Raw genomic sequence first — 21,872 nt, 5'->3', positions numbered from 1 at the left:
TTGGCACGCTGTTGAGTTCTCAAGGAACGGTCGCTTCCTTTGTACTCACCCTCTCGGGCTTTCCTCCGGCGCTTCCTTCGTTTCCGACTCTATCAGATCCTTTCGGCGTCTGATTCCCAGTCAGCGGGATTTGTCTTTCCGGCTGTTGGGCCGTTCCGACGAGTGAGACTTTAGCGGATTCCCTGCCTCCGACGCTAATCGGGGGCTGCGTCCGAAGTTCGAACGCGGATTCCTCATTTCGCAAAAACGCACGGAAAGCAGAACGGCGCGACAAAGCGCCGAAGGCTTCTGTGGATCTTGCGGAATGGCTGTCCGGGGCCGACCGGAGTCGGTACTCACGTCGGACAACTCGGAGAACACTACGGATCCGGTAATCCCGTGTCAACCCGGGGCCCCGGGGGTAGCCTCGGCGTATGACTACGCGTGCGCACACCACCCAGTGGTGGGCCGCCTGACGGCGGCCCGCACTCGCGCATGCACCACGCGGCCGCCGCTTCGGCGGCCGTTCGCGTATCCCCCTCCGGGAGCCGGGCCGACGAGGCCGGCGCCCAGGAGAAGAGGGAGAACGAACGCGATGACGAGGATCTTCAGCGGGGTCAAGCCCACCGGGCATCTGACGCTGGGCAACTACCTCGGGGCCGTACGCGGCTGGGTCGAGACCGACCAGCACCGGGCGGAGGCGCTGTTCAGCGTCGTGGACCTGCACGCCCTGACCGTCGAGCACGATCCGGCCCGGGTGCGGAGGCTCAGCAGGCAGGCGGCGACGCTGCTGCTGGCCTCGGGGCTCGATCCGGAGCTGTGCACCCTGTTCGTACAGAGCCATGTCGACGAGCACGCGAGGCTCTCGTACCTGCTGGAGTGCACGGCCACCGACGGTGAGCTGCGGCGGATGATCCAGTACAAGGAGAAGAGCGTCCGGGCGCGGGCGGCCGGGGAGGGCGTACGGCTGTCGCTGCTGACGTATCCGGTGCTGATGGCGGCGGACATCCTGGCGTACGGGGCCGACGAGGTGCCGGTGGGTGAGGACCAGACGCAGCACGTGGAGCTGACGCGGGACCTGGCGGTGCGGTTCAACCAGCGGTACGGCCACACGTTCACCGTGCCCCGGGCCACGCGGCCCGAGGTGGCGGCCCGGGTCATGGATCTGCAGGACCCCCTTTCCAAGATGGGGAAGTCGCACGCGGACACGGCCGGGATCGTCTATCTGCTCGACGACGCGGAGACCGTGCGGCGGAAGATCATGCGCGCGGTGACCGACAGCGGGCGGGACGTGGAGTACGACCGGGAGGGCAGGCCGGGGGTTGCGAACCTGCTCGATCTGCTGGCCGCCTCGACCGGTGGGAAGCCCGAGGTGCTCGCCGCCGAGTACGCGTCGTACGGGGCGCTGAAGAAGGACACCGCCGACGCGGTCGTCGAGCTGCTGAGGCCCGTACGGGAGCGGCATGCGGAGCTCGCGGCGGACCCCGGTCATGTGGACCGGGTGCTGCGGGACGGGGCCGAGCGGGCCCGGGGGACGGCGCGGCCCCTGGTGGACCGGGCCTATCGGGCGATCGGGCTGTTGCCCGCCGGGTGACGGAACGCGTTGCGGTAGTCGCGCGGGCTGGTGGCGAGGTGCGAGGCGAAGTGCTGGCGCATCGTGACCTCGCTGCCGAAGCCCGCGCGGCGGGCCACCTCGGGGAGGGGGTGGTCGGTGAGTTCGAGGAGCTTCTGCGCGGCGGCGACCCGCTGGGTGATGAGCCAGTGCAGGGGTGTGGCTCCGGTGGTGGCCTGGAAGTGGCGGGCGAAGGAGCGGGGGGACATGCCGGCGCGGGCGGCGAGCGTGGCGACCGTGTGGGGCTCGTCCAGGTGGGCGAGGGCGTGGGCGCGTACGGCGGCGAGGGCGTCGGCGTCCCGGTCGGCGCGGGGGGTGGGGTGCTCGATGAACTGGGCCTGGGTGCCCGTACGGAAGGGGGCGGTGACCATCGAGCGGGCGATGGACGCGGCCGCTTCGGCGCCGTGGGCGGTGCGTACGAGGTGGAGGCAGAGGTCGATCCCGGCGGCGGTGCCCGCGGAGGTCCAGACGCCGGTGTCCTCGACGAAGAGGGCGTCCGCCTGGACCTGGATCCCCGGGTGGCGGGCGGCCAGGGTGGCGGCGAGGTGCCAGTGGGTGACCGCGCGGCGGCCGTCGAGGAGTCCGGCACGGGCGAGGACGAACGCGCCGGCGCAGAGCGAGGCGACCGGGGTGCCCCGGGCGTGGGCGCGGCGGAGGGCGTCGAGGACGGGGACCGGGAGGTCGGCGTCGGGGTCCTCGATGCCGGGGACGACGACCAGGTCGGTGGGGGTGAGGGCGTCGATCCAGTCGAGCGGGCGGTCGGGGGTGAGGGTGAGGCCGCCGCGCAGGGGGATGGGGGTGTCCGGGGCGGTGGCCGTCCTGCGGAGTTCGAAGGGCGGGACGCCGCGGAGGGTGCGGTCGCTGCCCCAGACCTCGGTGATGACGGAGATGTCGAAGGCGCGGACGCCCGGGAAGGCGAGGAGCGCGATGCGCTGGGGGCGGGGCGCGGGGGTCGGCGGCACGTGTGGCAGTAAATCATCGATCGCTGGCATTCGTCCCTCTGGGAGGGCGGGCCCCGTGGCGGGAGGATCGGAGGCATGGAGATCAACGAGAACGCGGCGCTGGTGGTCATCGACGTACAGAAGGGTTTCGAGTTCGACTTCTGGGGGCGGCGGGACAACCCGGACGCCGAAGGGAACATCGCTGCCCTGATCGACGCCTGGCAGGAGACGGGGCGGCCGGTCGTCTTCGTACGGCACGACTCGCCCCGGGCGGGTTCGCCGCTGGAGCCGGGGACCGAGGGGAACGCCTTCAAGGACTTCGTCGAGGAGCGGCGGGGGAAGGGGTCCGGTCCGGAGCTGTTCGTCACGAAGTCCGTGAACTCGGCGTTCTACGGGGAGCCGGATCTGGACGCCTGGCTGAAGGGTGCGGGGATCGAGCAGTTCGTGGTGGTGGGGATCCAGACGAACATGTGCAACGAGACGACGGCCCGGATGGGCGGGAACCTCGGGTACGACGTGCTGTTCCCGCTGGACGCGATGCACACCTTCGACCTGGCGGGGCCGTTCGACTGGACGCAGACGGCGGAGGAGCTGACCCGGGCGACGGCGGTGTCGCTGCACGGTGGGCGGTTCGCCCGGGTCGTGACCACGGAGGACGTGCTGAAGGGCGCGGCCTCGAAGTAGCGGGTCAGCTGTTGCCGGAGGCGAGTTCGCGGCTGCGGTCGCGGGCCGCTTCCAGGGCGGCGATGAGGGCGGCGCGGACGCCGTGGTTCTCCAGTTCACGGATGGCGCTGATGGTGGTGCCGGCCGGGGAGGTGACGGCCTCGCGGAGCTTGACCGGGTGCTCGCCGCTGTCGCGGAGCATCACGGCGGCGCCGATGGCGGCCTGGACGATGAGGTCGTGGGCCTGGGCGCGGGGCAGGCCGAGGAGGATGCCGGCGTCGGTCATGGCCTCGACGAGGAAGTAGAAGTACGCGGGGCCGGAGCCGGACAGGGCGGTGGCCGCGTCCTGCTGGGACTCGGGGACGCGGAGGGTCTTGCCGACGCCGCCGAAGATCTCCTCGGTGTGGGCGAGGTGCGCGGGGGTGGCGTGGCTGCCGGCCGAGATGACGGACATGCCCTCGTCCACCAGGACGGGGGTGTTCGGCATGACGCGGACGACGGGGGTGCCGGCGGTGAGGCGGTCCTCGATGAACGAGGTGGGGATGCCGGCGGCGGCGCTGATGACCAGGCGGTCGGCGGCGACGTGCGGGGCGAGCTCGTCGAGGAGCCGGCCCATGTCCTGGGGCTTCACGGCCAGGATGAGGGTGTCGGCGCGCTTGGCGGCCTCGGCGTTGGTGACGGTCTCGACGCCGTAGCGGGCGCGGAGTTCCTCGGCGCGTTCGGCGCGGCGGGTGGTGACCAGGAGGTTCGCGGGGCGCCAGCCGGCGCGGATCATGCCGCTGAGGAGCGCTTCACCGATCTTGCCGGTGCCGAGGACTGCGACGGTCTGTGTCATGGCTCTGTTCACCTCGCCGGAGGGGGTACGTGTCGTCATCCTCGCACCGGTGGGCCGGGTGGTGTGCGGGGTGTCCGAGGGGCGGTCACGCGGTGCGGCGGCGGAGGGTGGCCGCGCCGAGGCCCAGGACGAGGACCGCGCAGCCCGCGACGACGAGGGCGTCGCGGACGAAGTCGCCGGTGATGTCGGGGTGGTGGAGGACCTGGTTCATCCCGTCGACGGCGTACGACATGGGCAGGACGTCCGAGAGTGCTTCGAGGGCGGGGGCCATGCGGTCGCGCGGGGTGAAGAGGCCGCAGAGGAGCAGCTGGGGGAAGATCACGGCCGGCATGAACTGGACGGCCTGGAACTCGGAGGCGGCGAAGGCCGAGACGAAGAGGCCGAGGGCGGTGCCGAGGAGGGCGTCGAGGAGCGCCACCAGGAGGAGCAGCCAGGGGGAGCCGATGACGTCGAGGCCGAGGAACCAGACGGCGAGGCCGGTGGCCAGGACGGACTGGAGGACGGCGACGAGGCCGAAGGCGAGGGCGTAGCCGGCGATGAGGTCGGCCTTGCCGAGGGGCATGGCGAGGAGGCGTTCGAGGGTGCCGGAGGTGCGTTCGCGGAGGGTCGCGATGGAGGTCACCAGGAACATGGTGATCAGCGGGAAGATCCCGAGCAGGGAGGCGCCGATGTTGTCGAAGGTGCCCGGGCTCCCGTCGAAGACGTACCGGAGCAGGAAGAGCATCACGCAGGGCACGAGGAGCATCAGGGCGATCGAGCGGGGGTCGTGGCGCAGCTGACGCAGGACGCGGGCGGCGGTGGCGAGGGTGCGTGCGGTGTTCATGTCCGGGGCTCCTCGTTTGCGGCTCGGGCCGCGGCGGCGTCGACCAGGTGGAGGAAGGCCTCCTCGACGGTGGCGGTGTCGTTGCGTCGGCGGAGGTTCTCGGGGGTGTCGTCGGCGAGGAGTTCGCCCTCGCGCATGAGGAGGAGGCGGTGGCAGCGTTCGGCCTCGTCCATGACGTGCGAGGAGACCAGGAGGGTGGTGCCGCGCTCGGCGGCGATCCGGTGGAAGAGGTTCCAGAGGTCGCGGCGGAGGACGGGGTCGAGGCCGACGGTGGGTTCGTCGAGGACGAGGAGCTCGGGGGTGCCGAGGAGGGCGACGGCGAGGGAGACGCGGCTGCGCTGGCCGCCGGAGAGCCGGCCGGCGAGGGAGTCGGCGTGTGAGGCGAGGTCGACCTCGTCGACGGCCCGGTCGACGGCGGCGCGGCGTTCGTGGCGGCGGGCGCGGCCGGGGAGCAGGACGGCGGCGAAGTAGTCGAGGTTCTGTCGGACGGTGAGGTCGTCGTAGACGGAGGGGGCCTGGGTGACGTAGCCGATCCGGGAGCGGAGGGCGGCGTCGCCGGCGGGGCGGCCGAGGATGCGGAGGGTGCCGTCGACCTTGGCCTGGGTGCCGACGATGGCGCGCATGAGGGTGGATTTGCCGCAGCCGGAGGGGCCGAGGAGGCCGGTGATGCGGCCGGTGGGGACGGTGAAGTCGAGGTCGCGCAGGACGGTGCGGTCGCCGCGTACGACGGTGAGGCCGTGCGCGGCGATGGCGGCTTCTCGGGGTGTGGTGGCTTCTTGGGGTGTGGTGGCTCCGTCGGGCTCGGCCTCGGCCGGCCCGGTGCGGTCGGCGGGGTCCCCCGCCGAGTAATTCATCATGTGATGAATACTGCTCCCGGGGGTACCCGTCGTCAAGCACCCGGTGGGCCCCGGCGGTCAGTGGCGGTGGGCCGAGCGGCGGATGAACCAGGTCGCGCCGCGTACCACCAGCTCCTTGAACGCGGCCGCCGGGCGGCCCGTGAGGATGCGGTCGCGGGGCGAGTCGTCCGCGTGGACGAACTGGATGAGCCCGTCCCGGCGGCCGAGGCTGACGCACTGGAAGTGGAACCCGAAGTCGAGCGGCTCCGGCTCCTCGCCGCGCAGCTCCCGCTCGATCGACCGGGCCGTGTGGATGCCGGTGGGCAGCGCGGTGGCGCAGGCCATCCGCAGTTCGCCGCCGGTGGCCGCGTGCGGGGCGGCGCCCGCGTCGCCGGGGGCGTAGATCTCGGGGTGGGAGAGCGAGCGGAGCGAGGAGTCGACGGCGATCCGGCCCGAGGGGGCGAGGGCGAGGCCGGCGGTGGCGGCGATCTCGGCGTTCGGGACGAGGGAGGCGGCCCAGACGACCACGTCCGCGTCGACCTCGTCCGCGGTGGCGACCCTGCGGCCCTCCTCGACGCGGACCCCTCGTGCCTGGAGGACCCGGTGCACATGCGCGGCGCCGCGCGGGGAGAGCCCGGGGCCGACCCGGCCGCCGGTGAGGAGGCGCACCTCGGTGCCCTGCGGGGTGTACGTCTCCGCCAGCTCGGTGGCCATCTCGATGCCGGTGAGTCCGCCGCCGACGACGGTGACCGAGCCGGGCCGGTCCCGCAGGTGCTTGTGCAGCGCTTCGGCGGACTCCGCCGTGTAGGCGCGGGAGTCCCCGGCCGTGGCGGGCACGTGGGTGCGGCTGCCGAGGGCGTAGACCAGCCGGTCGTACGGGAGGCGGCGGCCGTCGTCGGTGGTCACCAGGCGGGCCGCCGTGTCGATGGCGGTGGCGCGGGCCGGGACGTGCTCGATGCCGGTGCGGTGGAGGAGGCCGGCCAGCGGGTGGGTGACGTCGGGGCGGCCGGCCGCCCGCTCGTGGAGGCGTACCCGCTCGGTGAAGTGGTCGGCGGGGTCGACCAGGGTCACCTGGGCGTGCCGGCCGAGCCGGAGGGCGGTCATGAGGCCCGCGTATCCGGCGCCGAGGACGAGAACGCGGTGGCCGGGGCGGTGCTGTGTCGTCTGCATGCCAAGGGGACGGCGCGGGACCCGCGAAGTGTGACATCGGCGCGGGAGAGAGTTCTCGGGGGCGGCGATCCGGCTGTGGCCCAGCTGTGGACCAGCAGCCGTGCGCCGGGGTGCGCGGGCTCGCGCGGGGGGTTACGTGCGCTTGGGCTTCTTGCGGGCGGCCGGGTTGCCCGTACGGGTTCCGCGCCGCTTCTCGAACCGGGCGCGGGCCGTCTCGTACTCGGCGCGGCGGAGCTTCTCGCCGGGTGCCTCGACGAAGCAGCGGGCGCAGTACGCGAGGAGCGAGCCGATGAAGCCGATCGCCTTGAGGCTGCGCAGGGACTCCTCGCGGGCCGGGTCGGCGGGCCGGCGGAGGAAGCCCTCCCAGGTCTTGCGGAAGGCGATGGCGCTGCACACCGCGAACATGAGGACGACCAGCACGTTGACGATGCCGCCGACGTCCGCGATCTCCAGGCCCTCGTACGCGAAGCGCAGCACGAAGCAGGCCGCGACGGCGGCGGCGAGCGAGCCGGCGGCCATGCCGACGCGGCGGGCCGTGTAGCTGCCGTCGTGGTCGACCCAGGTCGTGCCGAAGAAACGGATCTCCTCGGGCTGGGGCCCGGCGGGGGTGCCGCCGGGCGCACCGCCGCCCGTGCCGCCGGCCGTACGGGGGGTCTGCTCGTCGTCGCTCTGGTCGCTCACGAGGTCGATTATCCCCGGGCCGGCGGCGGTGGGCCTCAGGCGCAGCGCGGTGCGACGAAGTCGTCGCTGCCCGTGTGCACGTAGGCGTCGGAGACGTACTCGCCGGGCGCGATGCTGTCCCAGATCCGCGTGGTGCCGTACGGGCCGCTGATCCACTCGCCGTACTTCTGGCAGATGATCGCCACCGTGGCGCCCAGGGGCAGCACGCGCACGATCGGGTACTGGGTGCTCGGGCCGGAGCGCACGTTGACCCGGTAGCCCGCGGCGACCGAGTAGCGCGAGACGGCCATCGTCGTCACGGCGCCCGCCGTCGCGGCGGTCTCCGTGGTCACCGCCTCCGGTGCGGCCGTGTCGGCCGCTCCCGGCGTGGTCTTCGTCCTGTCCGTGTCCCTGTCCATCAGGTCCTCCCCCGTTGGCGCAAAAGCGCTCCGCTGAGTTTCACTCTCCGCGACGCGCAGGCTAGCAAGCCGCACCGACATCCCGGGGGTCATGGTCTAGGCTCCGTCGGGTCGCGCACGTGCGCGCGAGGTGACGGGCAACCACACGGGGGTGGGCGATGCCGCCGCTGCGAAACACCGGTGCCGACCGGGAAGCGGAGGGGCCCGAGTACGCGGGCGACTACCGCCTTCAGGCATGCCTGGGCGCCGGCGGCATGGGGGTCGTACACCTCGCCGCCTCGGCCTCGGGGCTGCGGCTCGCGGTCAAGGTCGTACACGCACGGTATGCGGAGGACCCCGAGTTCAGGGCGCGTTTCCGCCAGGAGGTCGCGGCCGCACGCCGGGTCAGCGGGGCCTTCACCGCGCCGGTCGTCGACGCCGACCCCGATGCCGTACGCCCCTGGATGGCCACCCTCTACGTCCCCGGGCCCACCCTCTCCGACCAGGTCAAACGGAACGGTCCGCTGGCCCCCGCCGAACTGCGCCGGCTCACCGCGGGGCTCGCGGAGGCGCTCCGCGACATCCATCGCGCCGGGGTGGTCCACCGCGACCTCAAGCCCAGCAACGTCCTGCTCACCGACACCGGCCCCAAGGTCATCGACTTCGGCATCTCGCGGCCCGTCGACAGCGATCTGCACACCGAGACGGGCAAGCTCATCGGCTCGCCGCCGTTCATGGCGCCCGAGCAGTTCCAGCGGCCGAGGGAGGTCGGTCCCGCGGCGGACGTGTTCGCGCTGGGCTCCGTGCTCGTGCACGCGTCGACCGGGCACGGCCCCTTCGACTCCGACAGCCCGTACATCGTGGCCTACCAGGTGGTCCACGACGAGCCGGACCTGACGGGCGTCCCCGCGGACCTCGCGCCGCTCGTCGCGCGCTGCCTCGCCAAGGACCCCGCCGAGCGGCCGACGCCCGCGCAGATCATGTCGGCCCTGCTGCCGCCCTCGTACGCGGCGGAGGCCTTCATACCGGCACAGCGGCGGCGGCCCGCCCTGCCGGACGGCCGGGACGAGGCGTCCGGCCCCACGCCCGCGTGGGACGCGGACACACCGGTCCGGGCCACCGCGCCGGTCCCGCCCCGACGGCGTCCGCGCCCCGGCCGGACGGGCCTCGGCCGGGTGCGGCTGCGCCCCCGGCCGACGCTCGCCGTCCTCGCCGCGCTCGCGCTGGCCGGTGCCGGGCTCTACGCGGCCCTGACCCCGCCGGCGGGCGGCACGCCCGAGCCGCCCGCGCGTCCGGAAGAGGTCGCCACCGCGTTCGCGGGCTGGCACACCGGGCTCCAGAAGCACGGCCCCACCGCCGCTCCCGCCTGCTCGTACGGCGGCGGCGCGCTGTACTGCGCGGCCCGGGGCATCGGCCTCGCCCGGCTCGACCCCGTCACCGGGCGCGTCCTCTGGTCGCGGACCACACCCGTCGAGTCGGACTCCCCCAAGCCGCCCCTCCTCCTCGCCGACGGCCTGGTCGGCGCGGCCACGCCGACCGGCCCCCTGCGGGCGTACGCGACCGAGGGCGGCGTGCCCGGCTGGAGCGCGGACGCGGACCTCCCCGAGCTGTACCGGCCGGCCGGCTCCGCCGTCGTGCTCTCCGACGGGCGGGGCGGGACGCGGGCCGTCGACAGCCGGACCGGGAAGGAGCTCTGGCGGCACGGCCTGGCCGGCTTCGACACCCCGCGGCTGGGCCCGTACGACGCCGTGGCCGGGCTGACGACCGTGTCCGAGACCTCGGCCGACGGCACGCGCACGCGCGTGGGCGCGCTCAGCCCGAGGACCGGCGAGGTGCTCCGGCAGCGGAGCCTGGAGGGCGACCTCGACCCTCTGGGCCTCACCGGGGACGGCGCCGTGCTCCTCACCTCCCGCTACCAGGCCTCGCTGTCCGACACCCTCGTCCTGCTGGACCCGGAGAGCGGTTCCGTGCGGCGGCTCGCGCTGCCCTACCGGATCGACATCCGGGGCATCGCCGTGCGCGGCGCCGTCGTCCACGTCCTCGACGCGGACGGACACCTCGTCGCCTTCGACACGGCGGCGCCCAAGGGCCGGGTCCTCTGGGAGCTGGAGACCGGTGCCGGGAACGTGTCCGAGCCGGTGCTCGGCCCCGGCGACCGGCTGTACTTCGCCGCCCAGGACGGGCGGGTGCTCGCCGTGGACACCGCGCGCGGGGCGCTGATCGGCCAGACCAGGCCCCGGCTCACGAACGGCCGGATGGAGTACGCGCCGCTGGTGCCCGCGCCGCTGGTCGTCGGGGACCGGGTGTTCGGCACGGCCCCGGACGGCTCGGTCTTCGCGGTCGACGCGCGCGACCCCGCGTCCTGGTGACACCCGTCCCGGTGTCACCGGGCGGCGGAGAGACGACGGCGGCGGGGAGCGGGCGTCTCCGCCCGGTCCCCGCCGCCGTCGTTCGTTCTCGTCCGCTCCGGGCGGGTCAGCCCAGCTTCGTCACGTCGCGGACCGCGCCCTTGTCGGCGCTCGTCGCCATCGCCGCGTACGCGCGCAGGGCCGCCGACACCTTGCGCTGACGGTTCTTCGGCTCGTACACGCCGTTCAGCGCGTCCCGGCGGGCGGCGAGGGTCTCGTCGTCGACGAGCAGTTCGATCGAGCGGTTCGGGATGTCGATGCGGATGCGGTCGCCGTCCTCGACGAGGGCGATGGTGCCGCCCGAGGCCGCCTCCGGAGAGGCGTGGCCGATGGACAGGCCCGAGGTGCCGCCGGAGAAGCGGCCGTCGGTGACGAGGGCGCAGGTCTTGCCCAGGCCCCGGCCCTTGAGGAACGAGGTCGGGTAGAGCATCTCCTGCATGCCGGGGCCGCCGCGCGGGCCCTCGTAGCGGATGACGATCACGTCGCCGTGGGTGATCTGCTTGTTGAGGATCTTCTCGACGGCCTCGTCCTGCGACTCGCAGACCACGGCCGGGCCCTCGAAGGTCCAGATCGACTCGTCGACGCCGGCCGTCTTCACGACACAGCCGTCGACGGCGAGGTTGCCGTGCAGGACGGCGAGGCCGCCGTCCTTCGAGTACGCGTGGGCCGCGTCGCGGATGCAGCCGTTCGCCGCGTCCGTGTCGAGGGTGTCCCAGCGCTCCGACTGGGAGAAGGCGGTCGCCGAGCGGACGCAGCCGGGGGCCGCGTGCCACAGCTCGACGGCCTCGTCGGACGGGGAGCCGCCGCGCACGTCCCAGGCCTCCAGCCACTCCTTGACGGAGCGGGAGTGGACGGTGTGGACGTCCTCGTTCAGCAGTCCGGCACGGTAGAGCTCGCCGAGGATGGCCGGGATGCCGCCCGCCCGGTGCACGTCCTCCATGTAGTACGTACGGTCCTTGGCGACGTTCGGGGCCACCTTGGCCAGGCAGGGCACCCGGCGCGAGACCTCGTCCATGTCCGGCAGGCCGTAGTCCAGCTCGGCCTCCTGGGCGGCGGCGAGCAGGTGCAGGATCGTGTTGGTCGAGCCGCCCATGGCGATGTCGAGGGCCATGGCGTTCTCGAAGGCCCCGCGGGTCGCGACCGAGCGCGGCAGGACGGAGGCGTCGTCCTCGTCGTAGTAGCGACGGGTGATGTCGACGACCGTGCGGGCGGCGTCCTCGTACAGCGCCCTGCGGGCGGTGTGGGTGGCGAGCACCGTGCCGTTGCCGGGGAGGGAGAGGCCGATGGCCTCGGTCAGGCAGTTCATCGAGTTGGCGGTGAACATGCCGGAACAGGACCCGCAGGTCGGACAGGCGTTCTCCTCGATGCGGGAGATGTCCTCGTCCGAGATGTTCGGGTTCACGGCGTCGGAGATCGCGTCGACCAGGTCGAGCGTGCGGACCGAGCCGTCGACGAGGGTCGCGCGGCCGGACTCCATCGGGCCGCCGGAGACGAAGACCGTCGGGATGTTGAGGCGCAGGGCGGCCATCAGCATGCCGGGGGTGATCTTGTCGCAGTTGGAGATGCAGATCAGGGCGTCGGCGCAGTGCGCCTCGACCATGTACTCCACGCTGTCCGCGATCAGGTCGCGGGAGGGGAGCGAGTACAGCATGCCGCCGTGGCCCATCGCGATGCCGTCGTCGACGGCGATCGTGTTGAACTCGCGGGCGATGCCGCCGGCGGCCGTGATGGCCTCGGAGACGATCCGGCCGACGGGCTGGAGGTGGGTGTGCCCGGGGACGAACTCCGTGAAGGAGTTGGCGACCGCGATGATCGGCTTCCGGCCGATGTCCGCGCCGGGTACACCGGAGGCGCGCATCAGGGCGCGTGCGCCCGCCATGTTGCGGCCGTGGGTGACTGTGCGGGACCTCAGCTCGGGCATCGTCGCTCGCTCCTCAGTGATGGGGGTGCTTGTGTCCGAGCCTACGCCGACGGACCAAGATCTGGACAGCGCGTCCGCATGGCGGACCGGGTGTTCAGCTTTCGGGCGGGCTCCGGCCCGGCGGTCCGGACTCGGCCGGGGTGCGCGGTCCGGGCACGCGGCCCGGTGTTCAGGCCTCGGTCAGATAGCGCTGGAGCGTCGGCGCGACCTGGGTCACGATGTCCTCCGGGTCCGCCGAGGCCAGCGGCTCGACCTGGATCACGTACCGCATGATCGCGATCCCGATCATGTGGGAGGCCGCGAGCTCCGCCCGGAACTTCGGGTCCGGTACGTCGAGCTCGGCCGCGATCCGCTCCAGGAGGCGCCGCAGCACGAACGCCCGCAGCACTTTCGCCGCCGCCTCGTGGGTCAGCGCCGAGCGCACCACCGCGAGCAGCGGGGCGCGGCTGGCCGGGTTCTCCCAGACGCCGATGAAGAAGCGCGCGAGCCGCTCCCCGATCGCCTCGCGCGGGCCTCCGACGATCGCCGGGACCACCGTCGCCGGCTCGAAGGAGACCTCGATCGAGGCGGCGAAGACCTCGTCCTTCGTCCCGAAGTAGTGGTGGACGAGCGCCGGGTCCACCCCGGCCGCCTTGGCGATGCCGCGCACCGAGGTCTTGTCGTACCCCCGCTCGGCGAACTGGGCGCGGGCCGCCTCCAGGATGCGTTCGCGGGTGCCCGGTCCGCTCTCCTCGCCGGTACGGGAGGGGCGGCCGCGCCGGCGCGGGGCCGGTTCGGTCACGGCCGCGGCACCCGGGAGGGGCGGGTCGCGGCCGACGCGAGGTGGAGCCGGGTGAACGCCAGGGCCTCCGCGAGGTCGGCCTCGCGTTCGGCGGCTGACATCGCGCGGCGGGTGTTGACCTCGATGACGACATGGCCGTCGAAGCCGGTGAGCGCCAGGCGCTCCAGGAGTTCGGCGCAGGGCTGGGTGCCGCGCCCCGGGACGAGGTGCTCGTCCTTGGCCGAGCCCTTGCCGTCGGCGAGGTGGACGTGACCGAGCCGGTCGCCCATGCGGTCGATCATCGCGAGGGCGTCGGTACGGGCGGTCGCGGTGTGCGAGAGGTCGACGGTGAAGTGCCGGTAGTCGTCCTTGGTGACGTCCCACTCGGGGGCGTACGCGAGCATCTCGCGGTCCTTGTACCGCCAGGGGTACATGTTCTCGACGGCGAACCGTACGTCGGTCTCGTCCGCCATCCGCCAGATGCCGGTGACGAAGTCCTTGGCGTACTGGCGCTGCCAGCGGAAGGGCGGGTGGACGACGACCGTCGACGCGCCGAGCCGTTCGGCCGCGGCCTGGGCGCGCTGGAGCTTGGTCCACGGGTCGGTGGACCAGACGCGCTGGGTGATGAGGAGGCAGGGGGCGTGCACGGCCAGGATCGGGACCTGGTGGTAGTCGGAGAGCCGCCGCAGGGCCTCGATGTCCTGGCTGACCGGGTCGGTCCACACCATGACCTCGACGCCGTCGTAGCCGAGGCGCGCGGCGATCTCGAAGGCCGTCGCCGTCGACTCCGGATAGACCGAGGCCGTCGACAGGGCGACCTTCGCATCCGGGACGCGCACCACTGGTTCTGCCACGGAGACAGGGTACGGGGCGGGGTGGGGGACCGGGGGGTGGTTCGGGTCACGCCGGCGGGGGCGGGGTGGGCGGCCGGGGGTTCCTCCACGAGGTGGGCGTGGGATGCGTCACCACGCGCGCGCGTGGGCGGGGGCTGCGTCACCACGCGCGCGGAGGGGGTGCCCGTGCCCCCGGCCCCGGCTACTCCGTCGGCAGGTGGTCCAGGCGGCGGAGGATGACGCCCTCGCGCAGGGCCCAGGGGCAGATCTCCAGTTCCTCCACCCCGAGCAGGTCCATCGCGCCCTCCGCGACGAGCGCGCCCGCGAGGAGCTGGCCGGCGCGGCCCTCCGAGACGCCCGGCAGGGCCGCGCGCTCGGGGGCCGTCATCGCGGCGAGGCGCGGGACCCACTCCTCCAGGGACTTGCGGCTCAGGATCCGCTGGACGTAGAGCCCCTCCCCCGAGCCCGGGGCGCCCGCGATCCTGGCCAGCTGCTTGAACGTCTTCGAGGTGGCCACCACGTGGTCGGGGCGGCCGGAGCGGCTGAAGTCGCCGACCGTACGCGCGATCTGGGCGCGCACATGGCGGCGGAGCGCCTTCACGTCGGCGGTGTCGGCGGGGTCGCCGGGCAGCCAGCCGGCGGTCAGCCGGCCCGCGCCGAGCGGCAGGGAGACCGCGGTGTCGGGGTCCTCGTCGAGGCCGTACGCGACTTCGAGGGAGCCGCCGCCGATGTCGAGGAGGAGCAGCTTGCCCGCGGACCAGCCGTACCAGCGGCGGGCGGCGAGGAAGGTGAGCCGGGCCTCCTCCTCGCCGGTGAGGACCTGGAGGTCGACCCCGGTCTCGTCCTTCACGCGCGCGAGGACGGCGTCGGCGTTGCTGGCCTCGCGGACCGCGGAGGTCGCGAACGGCAGCACCTCCTCGCAGCCCTTGTCCTCGGCGGCGTGCAGCGCGTCCCGGACGGTCGCGATGAGCCGCTCGACGCCGTGGGGCGCGATGGCGCCCCGCTCGTCGAGGAGTTCGGCGAGCCGCAGCTCCGCCTTGTGGGAATGGGCGGGCAGCGGCCGGGCGCCGGGGTGGGCGTCCACCACCAGGAAGTGCACTGTGTTCGAACCGACGTCGAGGACTCCGAGTCTCATGGGCGGAACGCTACTGCGCCTGCCCGCATACGCTTGGACTTGTGCCAAAGACGAAGAAGGCGAAGCCGGGCAAAGACCGCGGTGGCGACATCGATGTGACGGGCGTGACGGCCGGCAAGGGTGTGAAGAGCGGCAAGAAGCGGGGCAAGAGCGTGGAGCCGGACGAGAAGGGCCTCGACTTCGCGCGCGCGTGGGTCGAGTTTCCCGACCCCGCCGACGAGGAGCAGGTCTTCCGCTGTGACCTGACCTGGCTGACCTCGCGCTGGACGTGCGTCTTCGGCAGCGGTTGCCAGGGCATCCAGGCGGGGCGGGCCGACGACGGCTGCTGCACGCTCGGCGCGCACTTCTCCGACGAGGACGACGAGAAGCGGGTCGCCGGGCACGTGGCCCGGCTGACGCCCGAGCTGTGGCAGTTCCACGACGTCGGCACGGAGTCGGGCTGGACCCAGCTCGACGAGGACGGTGACCGGCAGACCCGCCGCTGGGAGGGGTCCTGCATCTTCCAGAACCGTCCCGGCTTCGCGGGCGGCGCGGGCTGCTCGCTGCACATCCTGGCCCTGAAGGAGGGCAAGGAGCCGCTGGAGACCAAGCCGGACGTCTGCTGGCAGCTGCCGGTGCGGCGTACGTACGACTGGATCGACCGGCCGGACGACACCCGGGTCCTCCAGGTGTCGATCGGGGAGTACGACCGCAGGGGCTGGGGTCCCGGCGGCCACGACCTGCACTGGTGGTGCACCTCGGCCACCTCGGCGCACGGGGCGGGCGAGCCGGTCTACGTGACGTACCGGCCCGAGCTGACCGAGATGATGGGCAAGGAGGCCTACGAGGTGCTGGCCGGGCTGTGCGCGGCGCGGCTCTCCTCGCAGCTGCCGCTGGTGGCCCCGCACCCGGCGGACCCGAAGGTCTGAGACCGGGCGCCGGCCGGGGGCCGGCTGAAGGCTGAGATCGCTTGAGGGCCGGGGCCGCCCGAGGTCCGGGGCCGTTTGAGGCCCGGGGCCGCCCGAGGCCGGTGACCTCCTGAGGCCGGTGGCCTCGTGTCGCCCGGGCCCGAGAGTCTGACGCCCAGGGCCCGGCGTCGGTGCTCCGGCTCAGGACGACGGCGACGGGGGTTCCTCCGTCGTCGGTGGTGGCGTGGTCGGTTCCGTCGTGCCCGGGTCCGTCGTCGGCGGCGTGGACGTCGGCTCCGTCGTCGGGGGCGTGGTGGTCGGTTCCGTGGTCGGCGGGCTCGTCGACGGGTCCGTCGGCTCCGTCGTGCCCGGGTCCGTCGTCGGCGGGGTCGTCGGCCCGGTGGTGGGCGGGCTCGTCGACGGGGTGGTCGGCCGTGTCGTCGTCGGCGGGGTGCCCGGGTCCACGACCGGCGGCGGGGCGGTCTCGCCGCGCCCGTCGATCCTGACCACCGCGCCCGAGGGGTTCACCCCGAGCCGCGCGCTCCAGGCGCCCCGGGGCTCGCGGCCGTGGTCCACGCGGACGGCGATCGTGACCGTCTCGCCGGGGCGGAGCGTGCCCGAGGCCCGGCTCACGTACAGCCAGGGCGCGTCCGTCCACAGCGACCAGTCGACGGGCGCGCCGCCGTCGGCGGTGAGTGTGAGCAGCGTGAGGTCGCCGTGGCTCCGGGCGCCCACGGTGATCCAGCCGGGGGCGGGTTCACCGGGCCGGGACGGGCCCGCGGAGCCGGTGGGGCCGCCGGGACTGAGCACCTCGACGGAGACGTCGGGGGCGCGGCTGCCGCGGGTGAAGCGGGGCTCGGGGGTGGTGCGGGCGTTGCCCGCGTTCTCGTAGCGGTCGTACGGGCGGCCGTCGGGGCCGACCTGTTCGTCCCGGTCGCTCGCGCTGATCCGGGCGCCGTCGTGGCCGCTCGCGTCGGCGGCCGGGGTGCCCCGGTAGGAGGTCCACAGGGCGAGGACGGGGGCGGCGACCACGGCCGCGACGACGGTGGTGGTGACCGCGCGGGCCCGCATCCGGTCGCGGCGGGCCACGTGGTCCTTGGGGTCCATGGGGAATCCGGTCGGCGCGAAGCGCGGGGCGCCGGCACGCGCGCGCGGGACGTGAAGCATCGCCATGTACGCGGCGGCCCGGGGCGCCTCGACGAGCGGCAGCCCGGCGGAGGGCAGGGCCCCTGCGCCCGGCCAGGGGGCGGTGGCGCCGACCCGCTCGGCGGCCTTCCGACAGCGGGGGCAGTCGTCGACGTGCCGGACGAGTTCGGCGCGCAGGGCGGCGGACAGGAGCACCTGGTGGTCGCCGGTGAGCCGGGCGACGGTGGGGCAGCTGCCGGTCTCGACGACGGCGAGGGCGGCGCGGGTGCGCTCGACCTCGCAGCCGGCGGTGGCGAGGAGTTCGCGGGCAGCGAGCGGGTCGAGGGAGAGCACGGCGGCGACCTGACGGTGGCTGAGGCCGTGGCGGACGGCCAGTTCCAGGGCCTCGCGCTGCTCGGGGGTGGTGCCGGCGGCCTCGGGCCAGGCGAGCCGGGCGAGTTCGGCGCGGCGGCGCTCGGCGGTCTCCTCGGGGACCCGGGGCGGCTCGGGCGCGGTGACGGCGGGGCGGCCGGTGTGGGCGCCCTGGCGCCTGCGGCGCTGCTCGCCGAGGCTGCGGAGGCAGGCCCAGCGGGCGAGGGCGTACAGCCAGGCCGTACGGCCGTCCTCGTCGGAGGGGCAGCGGCCGTGGTGGCGCTCGGCGACGGCGAGGACGTCGCCGAGGACGGCGGTGGCCGTGTCGTGGTCGCAGAGCACGGAGAGGCAGTACGTGAAGAGCCCGTCGAGCGCGGCCTCGTAGCGGGCGGGAGGTCGTCGGCCGAGCGTGCGCGGGCCCTGGTCCGCGGCGGGGTGCGCCCGGTGTGCGCCGGTGGTGCGTGCGGGGGATTCCAGCCTGCTGCTCGTCACCGGTCGACCGTAGGCAGCGCGGGGGCGCTCTTCGTACCGGTTGCGGACTTCTCATTCGTACGGGTGAAGCTATCGCTCGAAAGGGGACAGGAACCGGACGTTCCGGGGGCGTGCGCAGGCCCCGGGCCCGTTGTCGGTGGTGGCCGCTACGGTGGGCGACATGGCTGCCCGTACGAAATCGACCAAGGACCGGCCGTCCTACCGCTGCACCGAGTGCGGCTGGCAGACGGCCAAGTGGCTCGGCCGCTGCCCCGAGTGCCAGGCCTGGGGGACGGTCGAGGAGTACGGTGCGCCCGCCGTGCGTACGACCGCGGCGGGGCGGGTGTCCGCCGCCGCCGTGCCCATCGGGCAGGTCGACAGCCGGCAGGCGACCGCCCGCTCGACCGGGGTCGACGAGCTCGACCGGGTCCTGGGCGGGGGTCTGGTGCCCGGGGCGGTCGTCCTCCTCGCGGGCGAGCCGGGCGTCGGCAAGTCCACGCTCCTGCTGGACGTGGCGGCCAAGGCGGCGAGCGACGAGCACCGCACGCTGTACGTCACGGGCGAGGAGTCCGCGAGCCAGGTCCGGATGCGCGCCGACCGGATCAACGCGCTCAGCGACCACCTGTACCTGGCGGCCGAGACCGATCTGTCGGCCGTCCTCGGGCACCTGGACGCCGTGAAGCCCTCGCTGCTGGTCATGGACTCGGTGCAGACCGTCGCCTCCCCCGAGATCGACGGCGCGCCCGGCGGCATGGCCCAGGTCCGCGAGGTCGCGGGAGCGCTCATCCGGGCCTCCAAGGAGCGCGGCATGGCCACGCTGCTCGTCGGTCACGTCACCAAGGACGGGGCCATCGCGGGACCCCGCCTCCTGGAGCACCTGGTCGATGTCGTACTGAGCTTCGAGGGCGACCGGCACGCGCGGCTGCGGCTGGTCCGGGGCGTGAAGAACCGGTACGGGGCGACCGACGAGGTCGGCTGCTTCGAGCTGCACGACGAGGGCATCACCGGGCTCGCCGACCCGTCCGGGCTGTTCCTGACCCGGCGCGACGTGGCCGTGCCGGGCACCTGTCTCACCGTCACCCTGGAGGGCAAGCGTCCGCTGGTCGCCGAGGTGCAGGCGCTGACCGTGGACAGCCAGATCCCGTCCCCGCGCCGGACCACCTCCGGTCTGGAGACCTCCCGCGTCTCGATGATGCTGGCGGTCCTGGAGCAGCGCGGCCGGATCACCGCTCTGGGCAAGCGGGACATCTACAGCGCGACCGTGGGCGGGGTGAAGCTCACCGAGCCGGCCGCCGACCTGGCCATCGCCCTCGCGCTCGCCTCGGCCGCGAGCGACACGCCGCTGCCGAAGAACCTGGTCGCGATCGGCGAGGTCGGGCTCGCGGGCGAGGTCCGGCGGGTGACGGGCGTCCAGCGCCGGCTGGCCGAGGCGCACCGGCTGGGCTTCACACACGCACTGGTCCCCTCGGACCCGGGCAGGGTCCCGGCGGGCATGAAGGTGACGGAGGTCGCGGACATGGGGGACGCGCTGCGGGTGCTGCCGCGCAGCCGCCGCGCGGCGAAGGGGGCGGAGGAGTAGGGCCTGGGCGGGCGTCCGGCGGCGGGGCGCCGAGGGCCGGCGGGTCGGGGGCGGGCCCGGTTCGGAGGGGGCCGGGCGCCGCGGTTCGACCCGTGCTCGGCGCGGGGCTCGGCGGATGCCGGGTGCGGGTTCGGCAGAGGGCGGGTGCCGGTTCGACGGATGCACAGGTGTGTTCCGTACGCTTCGCAAAGCCGTGAAGGGTTTGGCCGGTGTCAGGCCGGGGACCCCTTTCGGACCACCCGTGATCGGTCGGGGGCGGAGGGCGGCGGGGCGGTGTCGCTAGACTTTGCCCTGGTCTCGCCCATCCGTACGAGCCGGAGGAGTGCAGTGGCAGCCAAGGACGGGGCAGCAGCTCCTGGAAAGTCCGGCGCGGGCTCCGGCAACGAAGCACTGATGCGCGCCGCCCTGAGCGCGGTCGCGCCGGGCACCGCGCTGCGTGACGGCCTGGAGCGGATCCTCCGGGGCAACACGGGCGGTCTCATCGTGCTGGGCCTGGACAAGACGGTCGACTCGATGTGCACCGGCGGTTTCGTGCTGGACGTCGAGTTCGCCGCCACGCGCCTGCGGGAGCTGTGCAAGCTCGACGGCGCGCTCGTCCTCGACAAGGACATCACCAAGATCCACCGGGCGGGTGTCCAGCTGGTCCCGGACGCCTCCATCCCCACCGAGGAGACCGGCACCCGCCACCGCACCGCGGACCGGGTCTCCAAGCAGTGCAACTTCCCGGTCGTCTCCGTCTCCCAGTCCATGCGCCTGATCGCGCTGTACGTGGACGGGGAGCGCCGGGTCCTGGAGGAGTCGGGCACGATCCTGTCCCGCGCCAACCAGGCGCTCGCGACCCTGGAGCGGTACAAGCTCCGGCTCGACGAGGTGGCCGGCACGCTCTCCGCGCTGGAGATCGAGGACCTGGTCACGGTCCGGGACGTCACGGCGGTCGCCCAGCGTCTGGAGATGGTCCGCCGGATCGCGACCGAGATCGCCGAGTACGTGGTCGAGCTCGGTACGGACGGGCGGCTCCTGTCGCTCCAGCTCGACGAGCTGATCGCGGGCGTGGAGCCGGAGCGCGAGCTGGTGATCCGGGACTACGTGCCCGAGCCGACGGCCAAGCGCTCGCGGACGGTCGCGGAGGCGCTGACCGAGCTGGACGCGCTGACCCACACCGAGCTGCTGGAACTCCCGGTCGTGGCGCGGGCCCTGGGCTACAGCGGTTCGCCCGAGACCCTCGACTCGGCGGTCTCGCCGCGCGGTTACCGGCTGCTCGCCAAGGTGCCGAGGCTGCCGGGCGCGATCATCGAGCGGCTCGTGGAGCACTTCGGCGGGCTGCAGAAGCTGCTCGCGGCCAGCGTGGACGACCTCCAGACCGTCGACGGCGTCGGCGAGGCGCGCGCCCGCAGCGTCCGCGAGGGCCTGTCGCGGCTCGCCGAGTCGTCGATCCTGGAGCGGTACGTCTGATCCGGGCCGGGTCGCCGATGCGCGGCCCGCGACCATGAGGTCGGTCCGGACCCGTGAGGCCCGGACCCGTGACGTCGGCCCGGTCCGTCAGTCCTTCGCCAGGCTGAACGGGGCCGGGAGCACCTTCGCGCCCGGCATCGTCGCTTCCGCCAGGTAGGTGCCGGGGGCGATCGGGGTCGTCGGGGCGGTGGCGCACTGCGGGGCGCTGCGGACGCGGTCCCACTCCACGGTGTGGGTGACGGTGGCGTGCGCGGGGACGCGCAGCAGGACCGGGTTGCCGGGGCGCGGGCAGTCCGCGGTGGACCAGACCTCGTCGTCCTTGTCGTCACTGATCGTCAGGACCGCGCTGCGGGGCCCGAAGTCGGCCTTGCAGGTGGTGTTCGAGGTGTTCTTGACGACCAGGTGGAAGCGGGGCTTCTCCCCCGCCTCATAGGTGACCTTGGTGCTGCGGAGCGTCAACTGCAGTGCTCCGGCGGGGCAGTTCGGGAGCGGGGAGCCGGCCGGGACCTGCTGGCCCGCGCCGGTGCCCGCGCCGCCGTCGCCGCCGGCACCGTCCGTGTCGCCGTTCTTGCCGCCGGTCCCGGTCCCCGTACCCGCGTCCGTGCCCGCGTCGCCGCCCGAACCCGGGTCCGTACCGGCCCCGTCCGAGCCGCCGTTGCCGCCGGTGGACTCGCCGGAGTCCTCCGACTCGTCGCGTCCGCCGGGCTGTTGGCTGATCGCGGCTCCGGTGCCGGAGGGGCCGGGGGTGATCGAGGGAGGCGTGGGGGACGAGCCGTTGGAGGCGTCGTCCGACTTCTTCCCGCCCCCGTCACCGGAGGTGACGGCCCACACGGCGAGGAGCGCCAGAAGCGCCACCAGGCACGCCGCCACCGCCCTCCGTCGCCAGTAGATGGTGGAGGGAAGCGGCCCGACCGGATTGCGCAGAGATCCCACGACCCGAACCTTACGAGAGATCCGGCCCAACTCCCGCCCCACCCGCCGCCCGAGACCTCAAGTTTTGCCGATGATCACA

19 protein-coding genes are annotated in these 21,872 nt (G+C 73.7%); 6 read left to right on the top strand and 13 right to left on the bottom strand.

The genetic code is table 11. The features are described from left to right. Positions 1-574 precede the first annotated feature (574 nt). A complete protein-coding gene (gene trpS, locus ASD33_RS33630) occupies positions 575-1,573 on the top strand; it encodes a tryptophan--tRNA ligase (RefSeq protein ID WP_056569640.1) in 999 nt (332 codons plus the stop codon). Here trpS and ASD33_RS33625 read toward each other — a convergent pair. Then, positions 1,540-2,583, bottom strand: a complete 1,044-nt coding sequence (locus ASD33_RS33625; RefSeq protein ID WP_056569637.1) for a helix-turn-helix domain-containing protein — start codon at positions 2,581-2,583, stop codon at positions 1,540-1,542. The genes trpS and ASD33_RS33625 overlap by 34 nt on opposite strands. 45 nt (positions 2,584-2,628) lie before the next feature. Between ASD33_RS33625 and ASD33_RS33620 the strand changes: the two genes are divergently transcribed. Continuing rightward, positions 2,629-3,216 carry a cysteine hydrolase family protein gene (locus ASD33_RS33620; RefSeq protein WP_056569634.1) on the top strand — a complete coding sequence of 196 codons (588 nt, stop codon included), beginning with the start codon at positions 2,629-2,631 and terminating at the stop codon, positions 3,214-3,216. 4 nt (positions 3,217-3,220) lie between these two features. Here ASD33_RS33620 and proC read toward each other — a convergent pair whose 3' ends face one another. From proC to ASD33_RS33590, 6 genes are all read right to left on the bottom strand, one after another. Then, positions 3,221-4,030: a pyrroline-5-carboxylate reductase gene (proC, locus tag ASD33_RS33615; protein WP_056569632.1), complete on the bottom strand. Its 810-nt coding sequence runs from the start codon at positions 4,028-4,030 to the stop codon at positions 3,221-3,223. Positions 4,031-4,115: 85 nt separating this feature from the next. Next, a complete protein-coding gene (locus ASD33_RS33610; protein ID WP_056569629.1) occupies positions 4,116-4,853 on the bottom strand; it encodes an ABC transporter permease in 738 nt (245 codons plus the stop codon). Continuing rightward, positions 4,850-5,710: an ABC transporter ATP-binding protein gene (locus tag ASD33_RS33605; protein WP_079045154.1), complete on the bottom strand. Its 861-nt coding sequence runs from the start codon at positions 5,708-5,710 to the stop codon at positions 4,850-4,852. The genes ASD33_RS33610 and ASD33_RS33605 overlap by 4 nt, the downstream gene beginning before the upstream one ends. 57 nt (positions 5,711-5,767) lie before the next feature. Beyond that, complete coding sequence (locus tag ASD33_RS33600; RefSeq protein ID WP_056569626.1) at positions 5,768-6,859, bottom strand: FAD-dependent oxidoreductase; 1,092 nt, start codon at positions 6,857-6,859, stop codon at positions 5,768-5,770. A 132-nt stretch (positions 6,860-6,991) separates the two neighbouring features. Next, on the bottom strand, positions 6,992-7,441 hold the full coding sequence (locus ASD33_RS33595) for a hypothetical protein (RefSeq protein WP_242427282.1): 450 nt from the start codon (positions 7,439-7,441) through the stop codon (positions 6,992-6,994). Positions 7,442-7,575: 134 nt separating this feature from the next. After that, positions 7,576-7,938 carry an SH3 domain-containing protein gene (locus ASD33_RS33590; RefSeq protein ID WP_056569622.1) on the bottom strand — a complete coding sequence of 121 codons (363 nt, stop codon included), beginning with the start codon at positions 7,936-7,938 and terminating at the stop codon, positions 7,576-7,578. A 158-nt stretch (positions 7,939-8,096) separates the two neighbouring features. On the opposite strand from ASD33_RS33590, the gene ASD33_RS33585 reads away from it, so the two are divergent. Continuing rightward, positions 8,097-10,286, top strand: coding sequence for a PQQ-binding-like beta-propeller repeat protein (locus ASD33_RS33585; RefSeq protein WP_056569620.1), 2,190 nt, complete (start codon positions 8,097-8,099; stop codon positions 10,284-10,286). Positions 10,287-10,392: 106 nt separating this feature from the next. On the opposite strand, the gene ilvD is transcribed toward ASD33_RS33585, so the two are convergent. The 4 genes from ilvD to ASD33_RS33565 form a co-directional block, all read right to left on the bottom strand. Next, positions 10,393-12,246, bottom strand: a complete 1,854-nt coding sequence (gene ilvD / locus ASD33_RS33580; RefSeq protein ID WP_056569617.1) for a dihydroxy-acid dehydratase — start codon at positions 12,244-12,246, stop codon at positions 10,393-10,395. Positions 12,247-12,415: 169 nt separating this feature from the next. Continuing rightward, positions 12,416-13,027 carry a TetR family transcriptional regulator gene (locus tag ASD33_RS33575; RefSeq protein ID WP_056569613.1) on the bottom strand — a complete coding sequence of 204 codons (612 nt, stop codon included), beginning with the start codon at positions 13,025-13,027 and terminating at the stop codon, positions 12,416-12,418. Further along, positions 13,024-13,860 carry a sugar phosphate isomerase/epimerase gene (locus ASD33_RS33570; RefSeq protein ID WP_199863644.1) on the bottom strand — a complete coding sequence of 279 codons (837 nt, stop codon included), beginning with the start codon at positions 13,858-13,860 and terminating at the stop codon, positions 13,024-13,026. Before ASD33_RS33570 ends, ASD33_RS33575 begins: the two co-directional genes overlap by 4 nt. 181 nt (positions 13,861-14,041) lie before the next feature. Then, a complete protein-coding gene (locus tag ASD33_RS33565) occupies positions 14,042-14,974 on the bottom strand; it encodes a Ppx/GppA phosphatase family protein (protein WP_079045153.1) in 933 nt (310 codons plus the stop codon). 104 nt (positions 14,975-15,078) lie between these two features. Between ASD33_RS33565 and ASD33_RS33560 the strand changes: the two genes are divergently transcribed. Further along, entirely contained in the window at positions 15,079-15,882 is an 804-nt protein-coding gene (locus tag ASD33_RS33560) for a hypothetical protein (RefSeq protein ID WP_199863646.1), read from the top strand. A gap of 180 nt (positions 15,883-16,062) precedes the next feature. Here ASD33_RS33560 and ASD33_RS33555 read toward each other — a convergent pair whose 3' ends face one another. After that, positions 16,063-17,850 (bottom strand): sigma-70 family RNA polymerase sigma factor, encoded by a 1,788-nt coding sequence (locus ASD33_RS33555; RefSeq protein WP_056569607.1) that lies wholly within the window; start codon positions 17,848-17,850, stop codon positions 16,063-16,065. A 160-nt stretch (positions 17,851-18,010) separates the two neighbouring features. Between ASD33_RS33555 and radA the strand changes: the two genes are divergently transcribed. Next, complete coding sequence (radA, locus tag ASD33_RS33550) at positions 18,011-19,408, top strand: DNA repair protein RadA (RefSeq protein WP_056569604.1); 1,398 nt, start codon at positions 18,011-18,013, stop codon at positions 19,406-19,408. 327 nt (positions 19,409-19,735) lie between these two features. Next, positions 19,736-20,860, top strand: coding sequence for a DNA integrity scanning diadenylate cyclase DisA (disA, locus tag ASD33_RS33545; protein WP_056569600.1), 1,125 nt, complete (start codon positions 19,736-19,738; stop codon positions 20,858-20,860). An 87-nt stretch (positions 20,861-20,947) separates the two neighbouring features. On the opposite strand, the gene ASD33_RS33540 is transcribed toward disA, so the two are convergent. Continuing rightward, positions 20,948-21,793 (bottom strand): hypothetical protein, encoded by an 846-nt coding sequence (locus ASD33_RS33540; protein WP_056569597.1) that lies wholly within the window; start codon positions 21,791-21,793, stop codon positions 20,948-20,950. Positions 21,794-21,872: the final 79 nt, after the last annotated feature.

It is taken from the genome of Streptomyces sp. Root1304 (genome assembly GCF_001426405.1).
GTDB lineage: Bacteria > Actinomycetota > Actinomycetes > Streptomycetales > Streptomycetaceae > Streptomyces.
Note: the sequence above shows the minus strand (reverse complement) of the source record. Positions and strands in the feature narration are given on the sequence as shown.